This is a genomic window from Flavobacterium aquariorum (assembly GCF_003254745.1).
Lineage (GTDB): Bacteria > Bacteroidota > Bacteroidia > Flavobacteriales > Flavobacteriaceae > Flavobacterium > Flavobacterium aquariorum.
The window spans coordinates 78,885-97,132 of sequence record NZ_QKXH01000010.1 but is presented as its reverse complement, the minus strand read 5'-3'; the positions used below and the strand labels follow the sequence as shown (position 1 = coordinate 97,132).

17 protein-coding genes are annotated in these 18,248 nt (G+C 31.3%); all 17 read left to right on the top strand.

Going from position 1 to position 18,248, the window contains the following annotated elements:
• Positions 1 to 248: 248 nt before the first annotated feature.
• Positions 249 to 2,774: an SLBB domain-containing protein gene (locus DOS84_RS15370; protein WP_111411007.1), complete on the top strand. Its 2,526-nt coding sequence runs from the start codon at positions 249 to 251 to the stop codon at positions 2,772 to 2,774.
• Positions 2,775 to 2,983: 209 nt separating this feature from the next.
• A complete protein-coding gene (locus tag DOS84_RS15365; RefSeq protein ID WP_111411070.1) occupies positions 2,984 to 4,051 on the top strand; it encodes a Wzz/FepE/Etk N-terminal domain-containing protein in 1,068 nt (355 codons plus the stop codon).
• A gap of 305 nt (positions 4,052 to 4,356) precedes the next feature.
• Positions 4,357 to 5,367 (top strand): UDP-N-acetylglucosamine 4,6-dehydratase (inverting), encoded by a 1,011-nt coding sequence (gene pseB / locus DOS84_RS15360; RefSeq protein ID WP_111411006.1) that lies wholly within the window; start codon positions 4,357 to 4,359, stop codon positions 5,365 to 5,367.
• A complete protein-coding gene (pseC, locus tag DOS84_RS15355) occupies positions 5,367 to 6,521 on the top strand; it encodes a UDP-4-amino-4,6-dideoxy-N-acetyl-beta-L-altrosamine transaminase (protein WP_111411005.1) in 1,155 nt (384 codons plus the stop codon). Before pseB ends, pseC begins: the two co-directional genes overlap by 1 nt.
• The gene (gene pseF, locus DOS84_RS15350) at positions 6,514 to 7,209 is read left to right on the top strand and encodes a pseudaminic acid cytidylyltransferase (RefSeq protein WP_111411004.1); all 696 of its coding nucleotides are present in this window, start codon (positions 6,514 to 6,516) and stop codon (positions 7,207 to 7,209) included. Before pseC ends, pseF begins: the two co-directional genes overlap by 8 nt.
• A gap of 49 nt (positions 7,210 to 7,258) precedes the next feature.
• A complete protein-coding gene (pseG, locus tag DOS84_RS15345) occupies positions 7,259 to 8,239 on the top strand; it encodes a UDP-2,4-diacetamido-2,4,6-trideoxy-beta-L-altropyranose hydrolase (RefSeq protein ID WP_111411003.1) in 981 nt (326 codons plus the stop codon).
• Positions 8,229 to 8,876 (top strand): acetyltransferase, encoded by a 648-nt coding sequence (locus DOS84_RS15340; protein WP_165830454.1) that lies wholly within the window; start codon positions 8,229 to 8,231, stop codon positions 8,874 to 8,876. The genes pseG and DOS84_RS15340 overlap by 11 nt, the downstream gene beginning before the upstream one ends.
• 20 nt (positions 8,877 to 8,896) lie before the next feature.
• Entirely contained in the window at positions 8,897 to 9,583 is a 687-nt protein-coding gene (locus DOS84_RS15335; protein WP_111411001.1) for an SDR family NAD(P)-dependent oxidoreductase, read from the top strand.
• The gene (locus DOS84_RS15330; protein ID WP_111411000.1) at positions 9,580 to 10,275 is read left to right on the top strand and encodes a metallophosphoesterase family protein; all 696 of its coding nucleotides are present in this window, start codon (positions 9,580 to 9,582) and stop codon (positions 10,273 to 10,275) included. The genes DOS84_RS15335 and DOS84_RS15330 overlap by 4 nt, the downstream gene beginning before the upstream one ends.
• 39 nt (positions 10,276 to 10,314) lie before the next feature.
• On the top strand, positions 10,315 to 11,262 hold the full coding sequence (locus DOS84_RS15325; protein WP_111410999.1) for an ATP-grasp domain-containing protein: 948 nt from the start codon (positions 10,315 to 10,317) through the stop codon (positions 11,260 to 11,262).
• Positions 11,263 to 11,273: 11 nt separating this feature from the next.
• A complete protein-coding gene (locus DOS84_RS15320; protein WP_111410998.1) occupies positions 11,274 to 11,954 on the top strand; it encodes a formyl transferase in 681 nt (226 codons plus the stop codon).
• Positions 11,926 to 12,642 carry a PIG-L deacetylase family protein gene (locus DOS84_RS15315; RefSeq protein WP_243636386.1) on the top strand — a complete coding sequence of 239 codons (717 nt, stop codon included), beginning with the start codon at positions 11,926 to 11,928 and terminating at the stop codon, positions 12,640 to 12,642. The genes DOS84_RS15320 and DOS84_RS15315 overlap by 29 nt, the downstream gene beginning before the upstream one ends.
• A gap of 3 nt (positions 12,643 to 12,645) precedes the next feature.
• A complete protein-coding gene (pseI, locus tag DOS84_RS15310) occupies positions 12,646 to 13,683 on the top strand; it encodes a pseudaminic acid synthase (RefSeq protein ID WP_111410996.1) in 1,038 nt (345 codons plus the stop codon).
• A gap of 4 nt (positions 13,684 to 13,687) precedes the next feature.
• A complete protein-coding gene (locus tag DOS84_RS15305) occupies positions 13,688 to 14,719 on the top strand; it encodes a hypothetical protein (RefSeq protein WP_111410995.1) in 1,032 nt (343 codons plus the stop codon).
• A gap of 40 nt (positions 14,720 to 14,759) precedes the next feature.
• Positions 14,760 to 15,419: an LbetaH domain-containing protein gene (locus DOS84_RS15300; protein WP_243636385.1), complete on the top strand. Its 660-nt coding sequence runs from the start codon at positions 14,760 to 14,762 to the stop codon at positions 15,417 to 15,419.
• A gap of 111 nt (positions 15,420 to 15,530) precedes the next feature.
• A complete protein-coding gene (locus DOS84_RS15295; RefSeq protein ID WP_111410994.1) occupies positions 15,531 to 16,814 on the top strand; it encodes a hypothetical protein in 1,284 nt (427 codons plus the stop codon).
• 5 nt (positions 16,815 to 16,819) lie between these two features.
• Positions 16,820 to 18,244 carry a lipopolysaccharide biosynthesis protein gene (locus DOS84_RS15290; RefSeq protein ID WP_111410993.1) on the top strand — a complete coding sequence of 475 codons (1,425 nt, stop codon included), beginning with the start codon at positions 16,820 to 16,822 and terminating at the stop codon, positions 18,242 to 18,244.
• Positions 18,245 to 18,248 lie beyond the last annotated feature (4 nt).

Genomic DNA, 18,248 nt, shown 5'->3' with positions numbered 1-18,248 from the left:
GAAATAAAAACACCAAATCAACGCAGTAAAAGGAGGGCAAAATCCTTTTTTTTAGTATAAATTTGCAAATTCTTAAAAATCGGTGAACCAAATTGGGACTCACTGAGGCGGAGCCGTGTAAAAGGGTGAAAAATGGGTTGTGAGTTGTGTATAGCAATCTCATTAAATAAGTTGCAAAAGTAAATTACGAAATAATTGCTTTAAAAACATTAAATTTTAAGTTATAATATCCAAAATAGTATTTATATATGAAAAAAATAATTACAGCAGTTGTCCTTTTTGTAGCACTTTTTCAATCTACCACTTTGATGGCTCAGGATATTTTAAAAGGGAATGACTTAAGCAATGTAAGAGTAGATTATTTATCCGACGGAGACATAGCAAAGATAAAATCGCAATTGCAAAGCAATAATGTTTCCATAGATCAAGCGGAATCCATGGCGCTATCAAAAGGAATGAGTGCTACAGAATTTGCCAAATTGAAAAAACGTTTGGCTCTCCCGGAAGGACCAAAAGCTACGGCAGACAAAAAAAAGACCAAAAAGAAAACAAAAGATACAGAGTCGGAAGACGAACAGGACGATAGTGACGATACCGAACGAAAGCAAGAAAAATTCGAAAACGAAAAAGTAAAAGACAGTTTGAATTCACTTGTTTTTGGATCGGAGTTATTTGATAATCCCACATTGAATTTTCAACCTAATTTGAAATTGGCCACGCCCGTAAATTATGTTTTAGGACCTGGAGATGAATTGCAAGTGAGTGTAAACGGTGTTCAAGAGTTTGATGATAATGTGCCTGTAACTGTAGAGGGAAAAGTCAATATTCAATATGTAGGACAAATTTCAGTGTCGGGAATGACTATTGAAGCCGCGACCCAAAAAATAAAGGGAGCTATCGCCCGAATCTATAGTACAGTTCGTTCCGGACAATCTCAAGTTAGTATAAGTTTAAGTCGTATTCGAACGATTAAAGTAACCATTATTGGCAGCAGACAACCTGGAAATTATTCTATTTCGTCCTTGGCAACAGTATATAACGCTCTGTTTTTAGGTGGAGGACCCGGAAAAAATGGAAGTTATAGAAACATAGAGCTGATCCGAAACAATAAGGTTTTAAAAAATATTGATATATATCGTTTTTTAGTTTCAGGAAATCAATCGGATAATGTAGGTCTAAAGGATAATGATGTCATTCGGATTCCGGCTTATACAGATAGGGTAACCCTTGAAGGGGAAGTAAAACGTCCGGGTATATTTGAGATAAAAAAAGGTGAGCGTTTTTCTGACGTATTAAATTTTGCTTCAGGATTCAATGAATTTGCTTATACGGCATCGGTTAATGTTTTGCAAAAAACAGGAAAAGAATTTAAAGTAGCCGATATACAAGCTGCGCAATATGGCAGTTATATACCCTTGAATGGTGATGTGTATCGTGTTTCCAAAATTTTAAACCGATTTGAAAACCGTATTATTATCGAAGGAGCCGTTTTTAGACCAGATACTTATTCTTTTTATGAAGGAATGAGAATATCCGATTTGATTCGACAAGCAGAAGGACTAAAAGAAGATGCCTATAAAAAGAGAGCTGTAATTGTGCGTTTGAAGTCTGATTTGACCACCGAAGTTGTCAATGTTAATTTAGAAAAGGCTTTGTCCGGGGATAGTGAAGCTGATATTGCGTTACTCAAGGAAGATAAGGTAACTGTTTATTCTATTTTGGATTTTAGGGAAGAATATAAGATAACGATAGACGGGGAGGTTAAAACACCTGGCATTTATGATTATCATGATCGCTTGACTTTGAATGATTTGCTGATTGAAGCCGGAGGATTAAAGGGTTCTGCGTCCAAACGTGTTGAGATTGCGCGTATGATTAAGTCGGAGACTATTAATGATAATGATCCCAACCGATCGACATTGTTTAATCTTGAAATCAACGCTGACTCCAATGAGCAAATTAAAAACTTTGCATTAGAGCCATATGATGTAATTAATGTCAGAAGAATGGCCGTGTTCGAAAAACCAGAAATGGTAAAAATCACAGGAGCAGTTGCATATACCGGAAAATATGTCTTGGCCAATAAAAAAGAAAAAATTTACGATGTCATTCAAAGAGCAGGAGGGTTAACTTCTGTAGCCGATTTGGATGGAGTAAAAATTAAAAGGCCTATAAAAGGCAAACAAATTGAAGATTTGGAAAATGTGAGCATGAATGTAAGCTCCAAAATCGAAGATGTTGAGGGCGAAAAAATAAAGGATGGTGAAAAAAATAATGGTTCAGGGGTAAAATCAGATACAATTCAAAATAAATTGGCTAAAAAATTATTGGAAGAAAAGAAATATGCCACAATTCCAGTTGATTGGAAAAAAATTATTAAAAATCCAGCCAACAATACTAATGTAACGCTTTTGCCAGACGATGAGATTGAAGTGGCTACTTATAATGAAAGTGTAAAAATTACAGGAAATGTACTTTTGACTTCTGAGATCCCTTATACAAAGGGGAGAGGTTTTAATTATTATTTGGATGCAGTCGGTGGATTGGATGCCAGAGGATGGAAGAAAAAAGCCTATGTCATTTATCCAAATGGGAAAGCAGCAGTTTCGAATCCTGTATTTTTGGTTTTTAGAACCTATCCAAAAGTATTACCAGGCTCTCAAATTGTAGTGCCGGAGAAACCATTGACTAGGAAAATGACAACAGGTGAATGGGTAAGTATTGGCGCCATAATGACAAGTTTGGCAACACTTATGGTTACAGCTTTTAAGTAGGTTAGCAGTGAATAGTTTATAGTGAGGAGTGAAGGGACGAAAAGTATGGGAATTTTACGGCAGTTCGTTTAAGGGGTTAAAATTCCTAGACAATGAGAAATTAACCCAGAAATTGGAAGGCAGAATTCAGAAAATAGAATTAAGAATAAAAATTTCAGAGTTTGAATCTAGAGGGTTAAGTTATGGATTCTAAAAACGATAGCGCAAATATGAAAGAAGAAATACCTAATGACGAAATATCTTTAAAAGAACTGATAGAAAAAGGAAAAGAATGGTATGTTTATTTGCTATCCCAATGGAGAATCATTGTATTGGCGGGTGTAATTGGAGCTACCCTGGGAGTGACTTATTCTTTTATCAAAAAACCAGTTTATACAGCTACTTTGTCTTTTGCATTAGAGGATGAAAAAGGAGGAGGAGGATTAGGCAGTGCCTTGGGTTTAGCTAGTACACTTGGATTGGATCTAGGTGGTGGTGGTGGGAGTATTTTTACAGGATCTAACCTTACTGAGTTATTTAAATCCCGTACTATGGTAGAGCAAACGTTATTATCACCTGTAACAGTAAATGGGAAAGTAATTTCTTTGGCTGAAATGTACATTCAAAATAATGAATGGAGAGACAGTTGGAACAAAAATCCGAAATTTAAGAACATCCAATTTTTGCCTGAAACCAAACGCAAGTATTTTACAAGAGTTCATGACAGTATATTGGGTGTAATGTACCGGAATTTGTCTAAAAGTTCTTTGTCTGTTGCCCAGAAAGATAAAAAAATTTCCATTATATCAATGGATGTGACTTCTACCGATGAATTGTTTTCACTTTATTTTTGCGAAGCATTAGCAAGACAAGTAGGGCGTTTTTATGTTGATACGAAAAGTAAAAAAGCTCGTATGAATATGGAAATTCTGAAACGACAAACCGATTCTATACGTGCAGAATTGAATAGTGCCATCACGGGTGTAGCTGTGGCTACGGATAATACTTTCATGTTGAATCCTGCGCTCAATGTACGTCGTACTCCATCAGCTCGCCGGCAGGTGGATGTTCAGGCTAATACTGCTATCTTAACCGAATTGGTTAAACAAACCGAATTAGCGAAAGTAACCTTACGAAAAGAAACTCCATTGATACAAGTGATTGATCGTCCTATTTTGCCGTTGCCTAAAGAGCGTTTTGGGAAAGCTAAAGGATTGGTGTTGGGTGGATTTTTAGCTGGATTTTTAGCTATATTATTTTTGATAGTGAAGCGGTTATTGAGGGAACTACAAGCCTAAGATTGTTTAAGATTTAAATGGTTTTAATCGCAAAGTTTGCAAAAAAAAAAGCTAAGAATTTTTAAGTTTTAAACTGTATTGAAACCAGAGTGAAGATAGTAAAGAATTTGAAGTTCACTATAGCTTCAATATTTTCTAAACTAAAATTTTGTACTTGCCTGACACTACAGAGAGCAGGAAATTGGATTTAGTATAATGAATAAATGAATAAGAGCAAGGATTTGTCGTTCAAAAGTTTTAACCTTTGAATATTCAAGTGAGACAGTTAATAAAAAATAGAGTTTAAAATAATACATTATTAGAAAATGTTAGACAATAAAGCAATTTTGATTACAGGAGGAACAGGGTCTTTGGGAAAAGCACTGACTTCTCATATTTTAAAGAAGTTTCCTGGAATCAGGAAATTGATTATTTTGTCAAGAGATGAGCAAAAGCAATTCCAAATGGCTCAGGAATATCCTCAAAGCAAATATCCCCAAATTCGTTTTTTACTTGGAGATGTTCGAGATGAAGCCAGATTGGTCAGGGCATTTCAAGGAGTTGATTATGTGATTCACGCTGCAGCGATGAAGCATGTTCACTTGGCGGAATACAACCCTGATGAATGCATAAAAACCAATATTGGAGGTGCCCAAAATGTAATTCACGCTGCTTTACAGACCAACGTGCAAGGGGTCGTTGCACTTTCTACGGATAAGGCCTGTGCTCCTATTAATTTGTATGGAGCTACTAAATTGACATCAGATAAATTGTTTGTTGCCGCAAATAATATTAAAGGATTTAATCCAATTAAATTTTCAGTAGTTCGATACGGAAATGTTATGGGATCTAATGGTTCTGTAATTCCTTTTTTTATTAATAAAAAGAAAGAAGGGAAGTTGCCCATAACCGATGTTTCAATGACACGTTTTAATATATCACTTCAAGGAGGAGTAGATATGGTAATGCATGCAATGGAGCATGCTTGGGGAGGCGAAATTTTTATACCAAAAATACCTTCTTACAAAATTACAGATGTTGCACAAGCTGTAGCGCCACAATGTCCAATTGAGGTGGTGGGAATTAGACCAGGTGAAAAAATACATGAAGAGATGATTACTGCATCAGATTCATTTTATACATATGATTTAGGGAAGTATTATACTATTCTACCTTCTGTGCCTAATTTTAAATTAGAGGAGTTTTTAAATCATTTTAACGCTGTAAAAGTCGAAGAAGGATTTAATTATAACTCTGGATCTAATGAAGACTGGGAAACAGTAGATACATTGAGAAGTTTGATAAAAGAACATGTAGATACTAATTTTGAAGTATAATGGATAAAAAAGTAATTCCTTATGGAAGGCAAGATATTACAGCAGAAGATATTCAAGCTGTAATTGATACACTTCAATCTGATTATTTAACACAAGGTCCCAAGATAGCTGAATTTGAGCAAAATTTTGCAGAATATGTTGAGGCTAAATATGCAGTAGCTGTGAATAATGCTACAGCTGGTTTGCACCTTGCCGTTATGGCTATGGGATTAGAAAAAGGCGATAGAATAATTACTACTCCCATAACATTTGCCGCATCTGCAAATTGTGCACGTTTTGTAGGGGCTGAAGTATGGTTTGCTGATATTGATAGGGACACTTATTTATTATCCCTCGATAAAACAAGAGAATTGATAGAAAGTAAGCCGAAAGGTTTTTTTAAAGGTATTATTCCTGTTGATTTTGCGGGACTTCCTGTCGATTTAGAGGCATTTAGAGCTTTGGCAAATGAGCATAATCTTTGGATTGTAGAAGATGCTTGTCATGCGCCTGGAGGATTTTTTATAGATTCTAAAGAACAGAAACAATTTTGTGGTAATGGGGTATACGCTGATGCAGCGGTTTTTTCATTTCATCCTGTGAAACATATTGCTTGCGGCGAAGGAGGAATGGTAACTACTAATTCTGAAGAGGTTTACAAAAAATTATTGTTGTTGCGATCCCATGGGATAACAAAAGAAAATATGACTGAGAATCACGGAGGATGGTTCTATGAAATGCAGACATTAGGTTTTAATTATAGAATCACAGATTTTCAAGCAGCATTAGGTATATCGCAATTAGCCAGAAATGAAAAAGGAGTTGCTAAAAGAAATGAAATTGCGCAACAATATAAAGATGCTTTTGAAGGAAAATTTAAGTTTCAGGTTTTGCCGGATAACTTTTTGAATGCACATCATCTTTTTATTATAGAAGTCGAAGATCGCAAGGGTCTGTATGATTATTTGCATGCCAATAAGATTTATGCACAAATTCATTACATTCCAGTGCATCAATTACCTTATTATAAAAATATTGGATACAACAATGGGACAGATTTGAGTAATTCAGAAAAATATTATTCAAGATGTATTAGTCTGCCAATGTATCCTACGTTGACAATTGAAGAACAAGAATTTGTTATTAAAAAAACTTTGGAATTCTTAAATGTCTAATCTTTGTATAATTCCTGCACGTGGGGGAAGTAAACGAATCCCCAGAAAGAATATTAAACCTTTTTTAGGAAAGCCTATAATTGCTTATTCCATAGAAGCTGCTATAAATTCTGGTCTGTTTGATGAAGTAATGGTATCAACAGATGATTATGAAATTGCAGAAATAGCAAATAAATACGGAGCAACCGTCCCTTTTTTTCGAACAGAAAAAACTTCTACAGACTTCGCCACCACTTTTGATGTAATAGAAGAGGTAGTGGAAAAATATCAGGCTATTAATAGAAATTTTGATTTTATATGTTGCTTATATGCCTGTGCTCCTTTTGTTACTTCCGATAGACTTTCAGAGAGTTTGAAAATTTTAGAAACACAGGAATATGATAGCGTTTTTCCAGTTATTCCTTTCGGGTTTCCTATTCAAAGGGCTTTAAAATTCGAAGGTGAAAAAATCAATTTTTTTTATCCTGAATTTAGTTTGTCAAGATCTCAGGATTTGGAAAGAAGTTATCATGACGCAGGACAATTTTATTGGCTTAATACCGATATATGCCTAAAGCATAAAAAAATATTAACAAATAATAGTGGAAGTATAATAATTTCTGAAATGGAAGGTCAGGATATTGATAATGAAGTTGATTGGAATATTGCTGAATTAAAGTATGAGCTCTTACAAAAGAATAAACTCTAAATATGAACTGTAGTGGTGTATTTTTTCACTTAATTCACAATCAATTGCAATGAAGAGAGTAATTTTTAGATCAGATGGTAATTCAGAAATTGGATATGGTCACTTTGTTAGAACTTTAGGGCTTGCCGCCTTGATCAATAAAGAATTCAATTGTGTATATGCAACCCAAAAACCAACAGATTATCAACGAAAAGAAATTAATAAAATTTGTAATAGTTTAATCGAACTTAGTGATAATGATAATCACTATAACGAGTTTCTCGATTATTTAGATAAAGATGATATTGTTGTTTTAGATAATTACTTTTTTGAATCAGAATATCAAATAAAAATTAAAAGTAAAGGATGTAAATTAATTTATATAGATGATCATAATGATAAAAATTATATTTGTGATGCATTAATTAATAATATACCGGGTTTTACACCTAATTCATTTAAAAAAGAAAAGTATACTAAATTATATTTAGGAACTGATTATGCTTTATTAAGAGAAGAATTTTTTAATAGAGAATATAGGCAAATAAAAAAAATTCCGAATAAAATATTCCTATCATTTGGGGGAGCCGATTTTTTTAATATTTCCGAAAAAGTTTTAGGGTTTTTATCTGAACTAAATTCTTTTTCTGAAATTAATTTATTGATAGGAGATGCCTATAAGTTTTATCCTAGCTTGGAAAAATTTAAAAATTTAAAAATTCATAAAAATATAAGTGCTAATGAAGTTGCAATGTTGATAGCTAGTTCAGATATAAATATTGTTCCTGCAAGTAGCTTATTGAATGAAACAGCCTGTATCGGTAGCAAAATTATAACAGGTTTTTTTGCTGATAACCAGATTCAACCTTATAATTATTTTGTTGATAATAACTTGGCAATTGGAATTGGAGATTATAGAAACCTCAATTTTGATTTATTTAAAGAAAAAATAGAGGAAGTAAAGTCTTCTGACTTTCTAATAGAAAATCAAAAAAAGATATATAATTATCAACAGTACGCGAATTTAAAAAATGTATTCTATGAGTTATGATGATATTAAAATAGGTCTAATTGGTTTTGGAAGCGTTGGAAAACAGTTGTATAATACATTACTAGAAAACAATTATAAAGAAGAGAATATTTATATTTTCGCTGATGATCTCATTGGCACCGGCAATGAAAGAAGATATAAATTTAATGATTTTAAATTAGAAGCTTTTAAGCAATTACATTTTATACCAACTTTAGGTTATCTCAGTAAAAACTTAAAATATGATATCTTAAACTATTTAATCGAAAAACAATATAACATTTTTAGCTTTATTCATCCAACAGCTTATGTAAGTAAAAATGCCAAAATAGGAAAGGGTGTTATTATTTATCCTCTTTGTAATATAGATCAGGGTGTTGTAATCGAAGATGGTTCAATAATTCTAAACTCAACCATTGTTGCTCATGATACATATATTGGTAAGTGTACATATATTGCTCCCGGTGTATGTTTAAGTGGCTTTATAAATGTTGGCGAGCTGTCATTTATTGGTACCAGCTCAACAATTGCAAATAATATAACAATAGGGAGGAATAGTACTATTGCTATAGGAACTTGTTTAACAAAGGATATAAAAGAAGAGAGTTTTGTAATTGGAAATCCATTTAAGCACAAGGATAAAATTACCTTGTACTAATGAAAATAAGATTTGAATAGTTGAAAAAAATAGTAATTATCACTGGTACAAACAGAGGTCTTGGTAAGTCGTTTGTGGATCTTGCATTAAATGATAAGAATTCGAGAATTATTTCTATTTCCAGATCACTACACGAAGATCATAAAGAAATTGATTCTAATAAATTATTATTAATTAAGACCGATTTATCTGAGCCATTTTCTACAGCAGTTATTGAAATATTAAAAAAGGAAATAAATCAAGATTCAATTATTTATTATTTTAATAATGCGGGAGTAATTTTACCAATTAATAAAATTGGTAATTTTAAAAACAATGAAATTTACTCCTCAATCAATATTAATATTAATTATCCCGTAAATTTTATTAATGAATTACTGTCTAATTTTTACAATAATAAAACTATTTTGATTAATGTAACTTCCGGAGCAGGAAATAATCCGATAGAATATTGGTCTTTATATTGCTCCTCAAAAGCATACATGAAAATGTTTTTTAAAGTTTTAGAAGAGGAGAATTTAAATAATAAAAGCTTAAAGTTGTATAGTGTTGATCCGGGAGTCCTTGATACTAAAATGCAATTAGATATCAGGAAAAATGAATTTCCTGAAAATAAGTATTTTAGTTCCTTAAAAGAAGAAGATAAACTTGTAAAGCCGGAAGAAGCTGCTGAAAAAATATTTGATACAATTAATTTTTACTCATGAAAATAGCAGTTATTTCGGATATACATGGTAATCACTATGCTCTGGAAAGTGTATTAAAAGAAGCCAGGGAAATAGGAGTGAGTAAAATTTTTGTTTTAGGAGATATAGTTGGTTATTATTACCATCCGGAAAAAGTTTTACAGATGCTTTCAGAGTGGGATTATGAGCTGATTAAAGGCAATCATGAAGTAATTTTACAGGATTTATATGAAAATAAAATTGATTCAGAATTATTAATTGAAAAATACGGAAGAGGGCATGAATATGCATTGAATAACCTTGATTCAAACACACTGAATAGGCTGTTTTCTCTACCAAAACAGAAATCAATTACTATCGATCAAGTATCTTTTCAATTGAATCATGGAAGTACATCCAGTATTGATGAATATATTTATCCAGATGCTCCAATATCACAATTAGAAAGATGTAATTCAGAAAACCATGATTTTGTACTAATTGGTCATTCTCATTATGCATTTTCATACAGATGTAAAAACACTACCTTAATTAATTGCGGATCTGTTGGACAATCAAGACAAAAAGGCGGGAATGCATATTGGGTAGTAATTAATACATCTAATAAAAGCTACGAAACAAAAATCAGTTCTTACGATACAACTAAATTAATCGAGGAAATTAAGTCGATAGAAATGAAGGCAGGTTATTCGGTAAAAATATTGACAAGATAATAGTAGTCATACTATTATAAAAATAATAATTAAAAATTTATGATTAAAGACAAATTAAATATATTAGTGACTGGTTGTGGAGGTGATATAGGACAAAGCATTGGTAAAATTCTTAATGAATATAGTCTTGTCCATAACCTATATGGTTGCGATATATCAGATAAAAATGCGGCGAAATTTATTTATCCTAATTTTTTTTTAGGCCTAAAATATAATGATTTAAATTACATTGATAGTTTAGAAAAATTCGTAAAAGAAAATGACATCGATTTTATTATACCAATTTCTGAACCAGAACTACGATTTTTTTCTAAAGAAAAAATTAATAAAATAGATAAGGCAGAATTAATATTGGCATCGGATTTAGCTCTTCAAATCGGATTTGACAAATTAGAAACAGCAAATTTTTTAAAAATTAACAATCTTCCATTTCCAATTACTGAGTCAATAGAAAAAGTTGATTTACTCAAAAATTTTCCAGTAATTCTGAAATCCAGAACAGGATCAGGAAGTTCAGATGTTAGTATTGTACATGATTTTGATACTTTTCTTTCTCTTAAAAGGAATAATCCTGATTTTATTGTTCAGGAATTTTTAGATGGTGATAATGGTGAATACACTTGCGGATTATTTAGAAGCAAAAATGGAATTATTAGAACAATTATAATTAAAAGAGAATTAATGGGAAGTCAAACTGGTTATGGTGAAGTAGTTGATAACTCTGAAATTGATAATTTACTTTTTAAAATTGCCGAAAAATTATCTTTGGTTGGAAGTATTAATGTGCAACTCCGATTAACATCTAAAGGGCCTGTTGTTTTTGAAATTAATCCAAGATTTTCCAGCACAATTCGTTTTAGACATTTGTTTGGTTTTAAAGATATGGAATGGTCAATTGAAGACAAACTTAATATCCCAATTTCTAATTATTCTGCTAATTCAATTGGTAAAAAATTATATAAAGGATTTAGCGAATACATTGAGTAATAAATATTTTTATGAACAAATACATAATCTTATCTGAAAAAAGCTGGCATAAAAGCCTTTTAAATAATTTAGGAGAAAATAATAGTGGAAATTGGATATTAATAGATTCCAAGGATAATTTTAATCTAGATGTTTTAAAGGCTTTTAATCCAACAAAAATTTTTATTCCGCATTGGTCATATATAATTCCTAGTGAAATTTATGAAAATTATGAATGTATAGTTTTTCATATGACTGACTTGCCTTTTGGAAGAGGAGGAAGTCCTTTGCAAAATTTAATAGAGAGAGGTTTTACAAAAACAAAAATTTCTGCCATTAAGGTGGAACAAGGCCTTGATACCGGTGATATTTATCTGAAGGAAGAACTTAGTTTAAACGGTACGGCTAGAGAAATATTCGAGAGATCTGTTTCAATTGTTGAACAAATGATCAGAAAAATTATTAAAGAGGATATTACACCTGTTCCTCAGGCTGGTGAAATTACAGAGTTTAAAAGAAGAAAGCCGGATGATGGTAATTTAGCCGTATTGTCCGATTTAGAAAAAGTTTACGATTTCATAAGAATGTTAGATTGCGAAGGATACCCGCATGCTTTTATAGAAACGTCTGAATTTAAAATAGAATTTACGAATGCAAATTTTCAGTCAAATAAAAAAATAATAGATGCCAATGTTAGAATCTTTAAAAAATAAAAAAATTATGATTGTGGTTGCACATCCTGATGATGAATTATTAGGATTAGGAGCAACATTTCATAAATTAATTAATGAATATAATGTTGAGACACATGTTGTAATTCTTGGTGAGGGAATTACTTCTCGTTCTGAAACCAGAGATGTTCAATTGTGGGAGAGTCAACTCAAAACACACCGCGAAAATATCAAGAATGCACAAAAAGCAATTGGTTATCATAGTACAAGTATTTATGATTTTCCGGATAATAGGTTTGATTCGGTTGCTTTGTTAGATTTAGTTAAAGTTGTTGAAAAAGAAAAAACTCAATTTAATCCTGATGTTATCTTTACTCATCACGGGGGTGATGTAAATATTGATCATCAAAGAACTTTTGAATCAGTTATTACAGCCTGCAGGCCAATGCAAGATGAAAAAGTGAAAATAATAATAACCTTTGAAACGCCTTCAGGCACGGAATGGCGATCTCCGTCAGATCCTAAACATTTTCTGCCAAACTTGTTTTTTAGTGTTTCTGATGAAGATGTTGATGCAAAGATTAAAGGAATGGAAAGTTATGAATTTGAACGCCGCAAATATCCACACCCTCGTTCACCAGAGGCCTTAAAAATTCAGGCTCAAAGATGGGGTGTTGTAATAGGAAGTTATTTTGCAGAGGCATTTTGTTTAATCAGATCAATAAATTAAAATATGAAAATCGGTAATATAGATATCAATGATAATTCACCTGTTTTTATTATTGCAGAGTTATCAGCCAATCATAATGGTAGTATTGAAACTGCTATTGAAACAATAAAAGCAGCTAAGAGAGCTGGAGCTGATTGTATAAAATTACAAACTTATACAGCAGATACAATGACTATAAATTCTGAAAAAGAAGACTTTATTGTTAAAGGTACAATATGGGAAGGGCAAAATTTACACGCATTATACAAGGAAGCATACACTCCGTGGGATTGGCATGAAGAACTATTTAGAGTAGCTAAAGAAGAGGGGCTCGTTTGTTTTTCTTCACCATTTGATAAAACGGCTGTTGATTTATTAGAAGGTTTAAATGTGCCTGCTTATAAAATTGCATCTTTAGAAATTACAGACATACCATTAATAGAATATATTGCTTCAAAAGGTAAGCCGGTAATTATATCAACTGGTATAGCTGAAGAAGAAGATATAGAATTGGCTTTGGATGCTTGTAAAAGAATGGGCAATTTTGATATTGTTTTATTAAAATGCACCACAAGTTATCCTGCTCCCATTGAGGAGGCTAATATGGCGATGATTAGTGATTTGAAACAAAGATATAATGTAATCAGTGGCTTGTCAGATCATACCATGGGAGCAACAGTTCCTATAGTTGCTACAGTTTTAGGAGCAAAAATGATAGAAAAACATTTCATCTTAGATCGTTCAATTGGAGGGCCTGATGCATCTTTTTCCATGAATGAAAAAGAATTTACTGAAATGGTAAAAGCTGTTCGAGAGGCTGAAAGTGCAATTGGTGTTATAGATTATAAATTAACCGAAAAACAAGCTCAGGGAAAAGATTTTTCCAGATCATTATATGTTGTTCAGGATATAAAAGCAGGGGATGTAATTACAGAGGAAAACGTTAGATCTATCAGACCTGGTTTTGGTATGCATCCAAAATTTTTTAAGGATATTCTAGGTAAAAAAGTTACTTTTGATCTGGAAAAGGGAGACGCATTAAAGTGGGACCATATAAACTAATTTTATGAAAAAAATTTTACTAAGTTTGATTTTCGGGTTTCTTTTTTGTACTTCTTGTACTTCTCAAGATGAAGATGATAATGATGACCTTCTAATTCGAAGAGTTACCGATATAAGCGATAAAAACCAAGCGTTTACAGACTTAGTTTATTTTAATAATCAATTTTTTTTAGCATTTCGAGAATCAGATAGACATGCTGATGGTCAGGATGGCGTGATTAAATTATTAGTTAGTCCAGACGGCTTTAATTGGAATTTTACAAAAGAATTCAGTGTAGATGGGACAGATTTACGAGACCCTAAATTTGCAATAAACAAGGATAAACTGATGCTTTATATCCATGGCTCTAAGTATGAAAATAAAAAAATATCTTCTTTTACTGATTATAATTCAAAATATTCTTCTTCGGGACAATGGGGTGATCTAAAAAATGTCGTTTTAGACAATTTAAAACTTAATACTGCAAAAATTTCAGGAAATGAATCCTGGCCATGGCGAATTACCTGGTACAATGGCAAAGCATACAGCATTGGTTATAATGGAAATGGAATATTCGACTTATATCAAAGTGATGAAGGTAACTTTTTTAAAAACATTAAATCATTTAGTGATATTAGTAATTTGCCGACCGAATCAACTTTAAGAGTTTCTAACAACGGGGAGTTTTTTATTTTAGCAAGAAGAAATAACGGCTCAGCTTTAATTGGACGAACTTTTGACCTTAATGGCAAATGGGACTGGTCTAGTGAAATTCCTATTCAAAATTTTGGGGGACCTAATTTTCTATTTACGAAAAATAATTTTATGATAATTTCAGGAAGAGAAAATAATCAGGTCATGTTAGGACAGTTCGATATAGTAACTAAAACGTATAAAAGACTTTTGACAATTAAAAGCGGAGGAGACTGTTCTTATCCGGGAATGGTTATTAAAGATGATTATTTATGGGTAAGCTATTATTCTTCACATGAATGTTCTACAGGAACTGCAATCTATATTGCCAAAATAAATTTGCAAAAATTGAATGTCAATTAAAAAGTTTTTGACAGCAATAATAAATTAAATGCGAGATAAAATGATGCTATCCGATTTTGAAGATGACTATATTTTAGATTTATTATTTAACCAATTAAAATTGTTTAAATTAACTGATGCAGAGAAAAACATCATTATTGACTCTTTTAGCGAAACTAAATCAAGAACTGAGTATTGTTTTGTAAATACCAACAATAAGTATTATAGTAAAAATGATGTCGCTTTTTTTAACCCATTTCACTCGGGTCAATGGTGTATTTTTTTATATTATTTAAGTAATACGATTTTTATATCATCAGTGGATAATAGAACTGTTTGTGACAAAATTTATTATCTCAATCGAATGTTAAATTCTTGTGATTTATTTTATGAGGTTAATCTTCCGGATATTTTCTTTTTGGACCATCCTTTGGGAACTGTAATTGGCAGAGGTATCTTCAAAAATTATTTTTCTTTTAATCAGGGCTGTACTGTTGGAAATAATAAAGGTATTTTTCCTGTATTTGGTGAAAATGTAAAAATGTTGTCTAATACTAAGGTTTTAGGAAATTCGACAATAGGGGATAATGTCATTATTTCAGCAAATTCATATATAAAAGATACGGATATTCCTAGTGGTTCTATAGTTTTCGGAACAAGTCCTAATTTAATTATAAAAAAAATTGATGCCAGCAATTATAAAAATTATTTTTCAAAATAACTTATAATACTTAAAATAAATTGGTTGAATTGAGGCTATAATTGGAGCAGTTGATATGGAATTTTGAAAATAGTAAAAATGACAAAATTTAATATCAAATTTTAAACATACATGGATAAATATCTTATTAAATATTTAAGGGATAATTCAGAAAATGAATTGTCATCAAAATATATCGATTTTTTTAAAGCAGAATTAGATTGGCATATATATAATTCAGAAAAGCATATAACGAAATCTTATCATAGAAATCGAACAATAACCTGGAGGGAAAAAGCAATAGAATTGCTTCAGTATTCCAGCGCTATATTGAATAACCCAAAACAAGTATCTGAAAATGTAAATATCTTATCTACAGTAAATTTTTCGGACAAGACACTCTTAAAACAATTAGGATTTGACTCTTTTTTTCCTGTCTGGCAACCTATAGAAAGAAAAAACGTTTTTGGAGATTTCAAAACTATAAGTTGGCACAAGAAAACTCAAAGGCTGATACATAAAGAAGATTTTAATACTTACCTGAAGCCAGAACTTCATGCTGAATTCGAAAAGTTTCAGTCGCATTTTATAGATCAATATACTGAGAAAAATTTCAAAGCTTTATTGCTTAATACAGATCAATATTTTTATAGCAAATATTTTATAGATGTTTTTAAAAAAATCCAAAAACCTTCTTTTGTTTTTTCACATGGCATGCCAGGGATTTATTCACTTGATGTTGACAACAGATCTGACTATTTAATGGTATGGAGTGAGAAAATTAAGAAGAATTATATTGATGCAGGATTTAATTTTTCAAAAATTAAAGTCGTCGGAAATCCAAAATTTAAGAGCTTAGAAAAAGATAAAAATTTACGCTCAGATCTATCAAATATCTTGATTATTCCTCTTTCATCTGCACTTTGGCACCAGCATGAGTACGATAATACGGTTATTAGTGACAAAAGCATGATTGTATTATATTTATATAAGGTACAATCTGTCTTGAAAAAAATAGGTATTAAAAAAGCGAGATACAGACCTCATCCCTCTATTGATAAAAAATGGGTTCATGCTTTTTTAGACCAGGATTTTTACATTTCAGATAATGAACCGCTTAAAGATTCGCTAAATAGGTCATCATTAGTAATAGGTGCAACTTCAACCGTTCTGCTGGAATCTTTAATAAACGGGGTAAATTACATTGTTTTTGAACCAAAAGATCAAGAAGGAATTAACATGGCAGGTTTTAAGTTGGTTCCTCCATTTGATGGGACTGATGAAAAAGTAATGATTGCAAATGATGAAGATGAACTCGAAAAAATGTTGCGTTATAATGCTATGTCGGAATATAGTTTGGTTCATGATTATATTCAGAGTTTTGACCTATCAATCCTTAAGGATTTGATTAAATAGATTTTATGAAAGAAAGCAAAAATTTAATTAAGAATACTACAATTTATGCATTAGGAGATATTGTTCCGAGACTATTAGGGTTTATATCATTTCCTATTCTTACTAGATATTTGTCCCCTGCGGATTATGGGATTGTGAATTATGTAAATACTTTAACGACATTTCTATTATCACTTGGATTCTTATGCATTAATACTTATTATTTGGTTTTTTACTATAGATGTGAAAATAGTATTGAACAAAAAAAGTTGCTAGGAAACCTTTCTTCTTTTGTAATATTATTTAATTTGTTATTAGTGTTTCTGTTTTTATTATTTGGTGACACTTTTTTTGGTTTTTTGGGAAGTAAAATTTCTTTTTATCCATACATTGTAATAGGAATTTTGACTAATTTTTTTAATATTTTCTCGATACTTCCCTCGGCATTGTATCGTTTATTGGAGAATCCATTAGTACTTACACTTATTAATATTTCGAGAGGAATTATTACTCTGATATTGACTTTAGTGTTAGTGATTTATTTTGATTATTCAGCCTTAGGAGTATTGTTTTCAGCTCTTCTAGTGAATTTTATTTATGCATTTGTTTTTCTTTACATTTCGAGAGAACATATTATTTGGAATTTATGTTTTAGACAGTTAAAAGAAGTATTGTTGTTTTCTTTGCCACTTGTTCCAGGAACTTTAGCCTATTATGTTACAACTATTTCAGATAGAATTTTAATAGATAAATATCTTAATTTAAATGACTTAGGTATTTATAGTACAGCGGCAACATTGGCATTAATTCTAAATATATTTTCTTATGGAGCCTATAAAGCTTTTGAACCTTATATTTTTAAAAAATGGGGTACAGATGGGTTTTTAAACGCATTCGAGAAGATAAGAAATGGTTTTGTTTATGTTTTGCAAATTGGTGTGCTTTTTCTATGTGTTTTTTCGAAAGAATTTTTTCAAATTATGTCAAACGCTAAATTTCACAGTGCTTATTGGTATGTTCCTATGATTATAATTGGAGTTTATAGTTCATCGCTAAGTATGCTCTATGGGACAATTATTACTGCAAAAGCAAAGACCAAAATAAACTCTTTAATTAACATTACGGGAGCCAGTATAAGTATCTCTTTAAATATTTTTTTACTTCCCAGATTTGGTTTGATAGTGGCTGCTCTTGTTTCTAGTTTTTCAATGTCAATAATGTTACTAATTTCAATGTGGTATTCACAGTTGAAAATAAGTCACATTAGGCCTCTCATTAGTTTATTGATATTAAGTATTTCGATATATGCATTGGTTTATCTGATTAATATAGAATCGCTACTGTATTCCATTATGTTCAAATCTCTACTGTCAGCAGTTGTAATTATAGCTTTATCGTTAACGCTTTCCATTAATCCTTTTAAAATGATAAATGGACTTATTAAAAAATAATTTA

Coding starts and splice junctions, on each gene's coding strand:
- DOS84_RS15370 (WP_111411007.1), top strand. CDS start 249: ATGAAAAAAATAATTACAGCAGTTGTCCTTTTTGTAGCACTTTTTCAA.
- DOS84_RS15365 (WP_111411070.1), top strand. CDS start 2,984: ATGAAAGAAGAAATACCTAATGACGAAATATCTTTAAAAGAACTGATA.
- pseB (WP_111411006.1), top strand. CDS start 4,357: ATGTTAGACAATAAAGCAATTTTGATTACAGGAGGAACAGGGTCTTTG.
- pseC (WP_111411005.1), top strand. CDS start 5,367: ATGGATAAAAAAGTAATTCCTTATGGAAGGCAAGATATTACAGCAGAA.
- pseF (WP_111411004.1), top strand. CDS start 6,514: ATGTCTAATCTTTGTATAATTCCTGCACGTGGGGGAAGTAAACGAATC.
- pseG (WP_111411003.1), top strand. CDS start 7,259: ATGAAGAGAGTAATTTTTAGATCAGATGGTAATTCAGAAATTGGATAT.
- DOS84_RS15340 (WP_165830454.1), top strand. CDS start 8,229: ATGAGTTATGATGATATTAAAATAGGTCTAATTGGTTTTGGAAGCGTT.
- DOS84_RS15330 (WP_111411000.1), top strand. CDS start 9,580: ATGAAAATAGCAGTTATTTCGGATATACATGGTAATCACTATGCTCTG.
- DOS84_RS15325 (WP_111410999.1), top strand. CDS start 10,315: ATGATTAAAGACAAATTAAATATATTAGTGACTGGTTGTGGAGGTGAT.
- DOS84_RS15320 (WP_111410998.1), top strand. CDS start 11,274: ATGAACAAATACATAATCTTATCTGAAAAAAGCTGGCATAAAAGCCTT.
- DOS84_RS15315 (WP_243636386.1), top strand. CDS start 11,926: ATGCCAATGTTAGAATCTTTAAAAAATAAAAAAATTATGATTGTGGTT.
- pseI (WP_111410996.1), top strand. CDS start 12,646: ATGAAAATCGGTAATATAGATATCAATGATAATTCACCTGTTTTTATT.
- DOS84_RS15305 (WP_111410995.1), top strand. CDS start 13,688: ATGAAAAAAATTTTACTAAGTTTGATTTTCGGGTTTCTTTTTTGTACT.
- DOS84_RS15300 (WP_243636385.1), top strand. CDS start 14,760: ATGATGCTATCCGATTTTGAAGATGACTATATTTTAGATTTATTATTT.
- DOS84_RS15295 (WP_111410994.1), top strand. CDS start 15,531: ATGGATAAATATCTTATTAAATATTTAAGGGATAATTCAGAAAATGAA.
- DOS84_RS15290 (WP_111410993.1), top strand. CDS start 16,820: ATGAAAGAAAGCAAAAATTTAATTAAGAATACTACAATTTATGCATTA.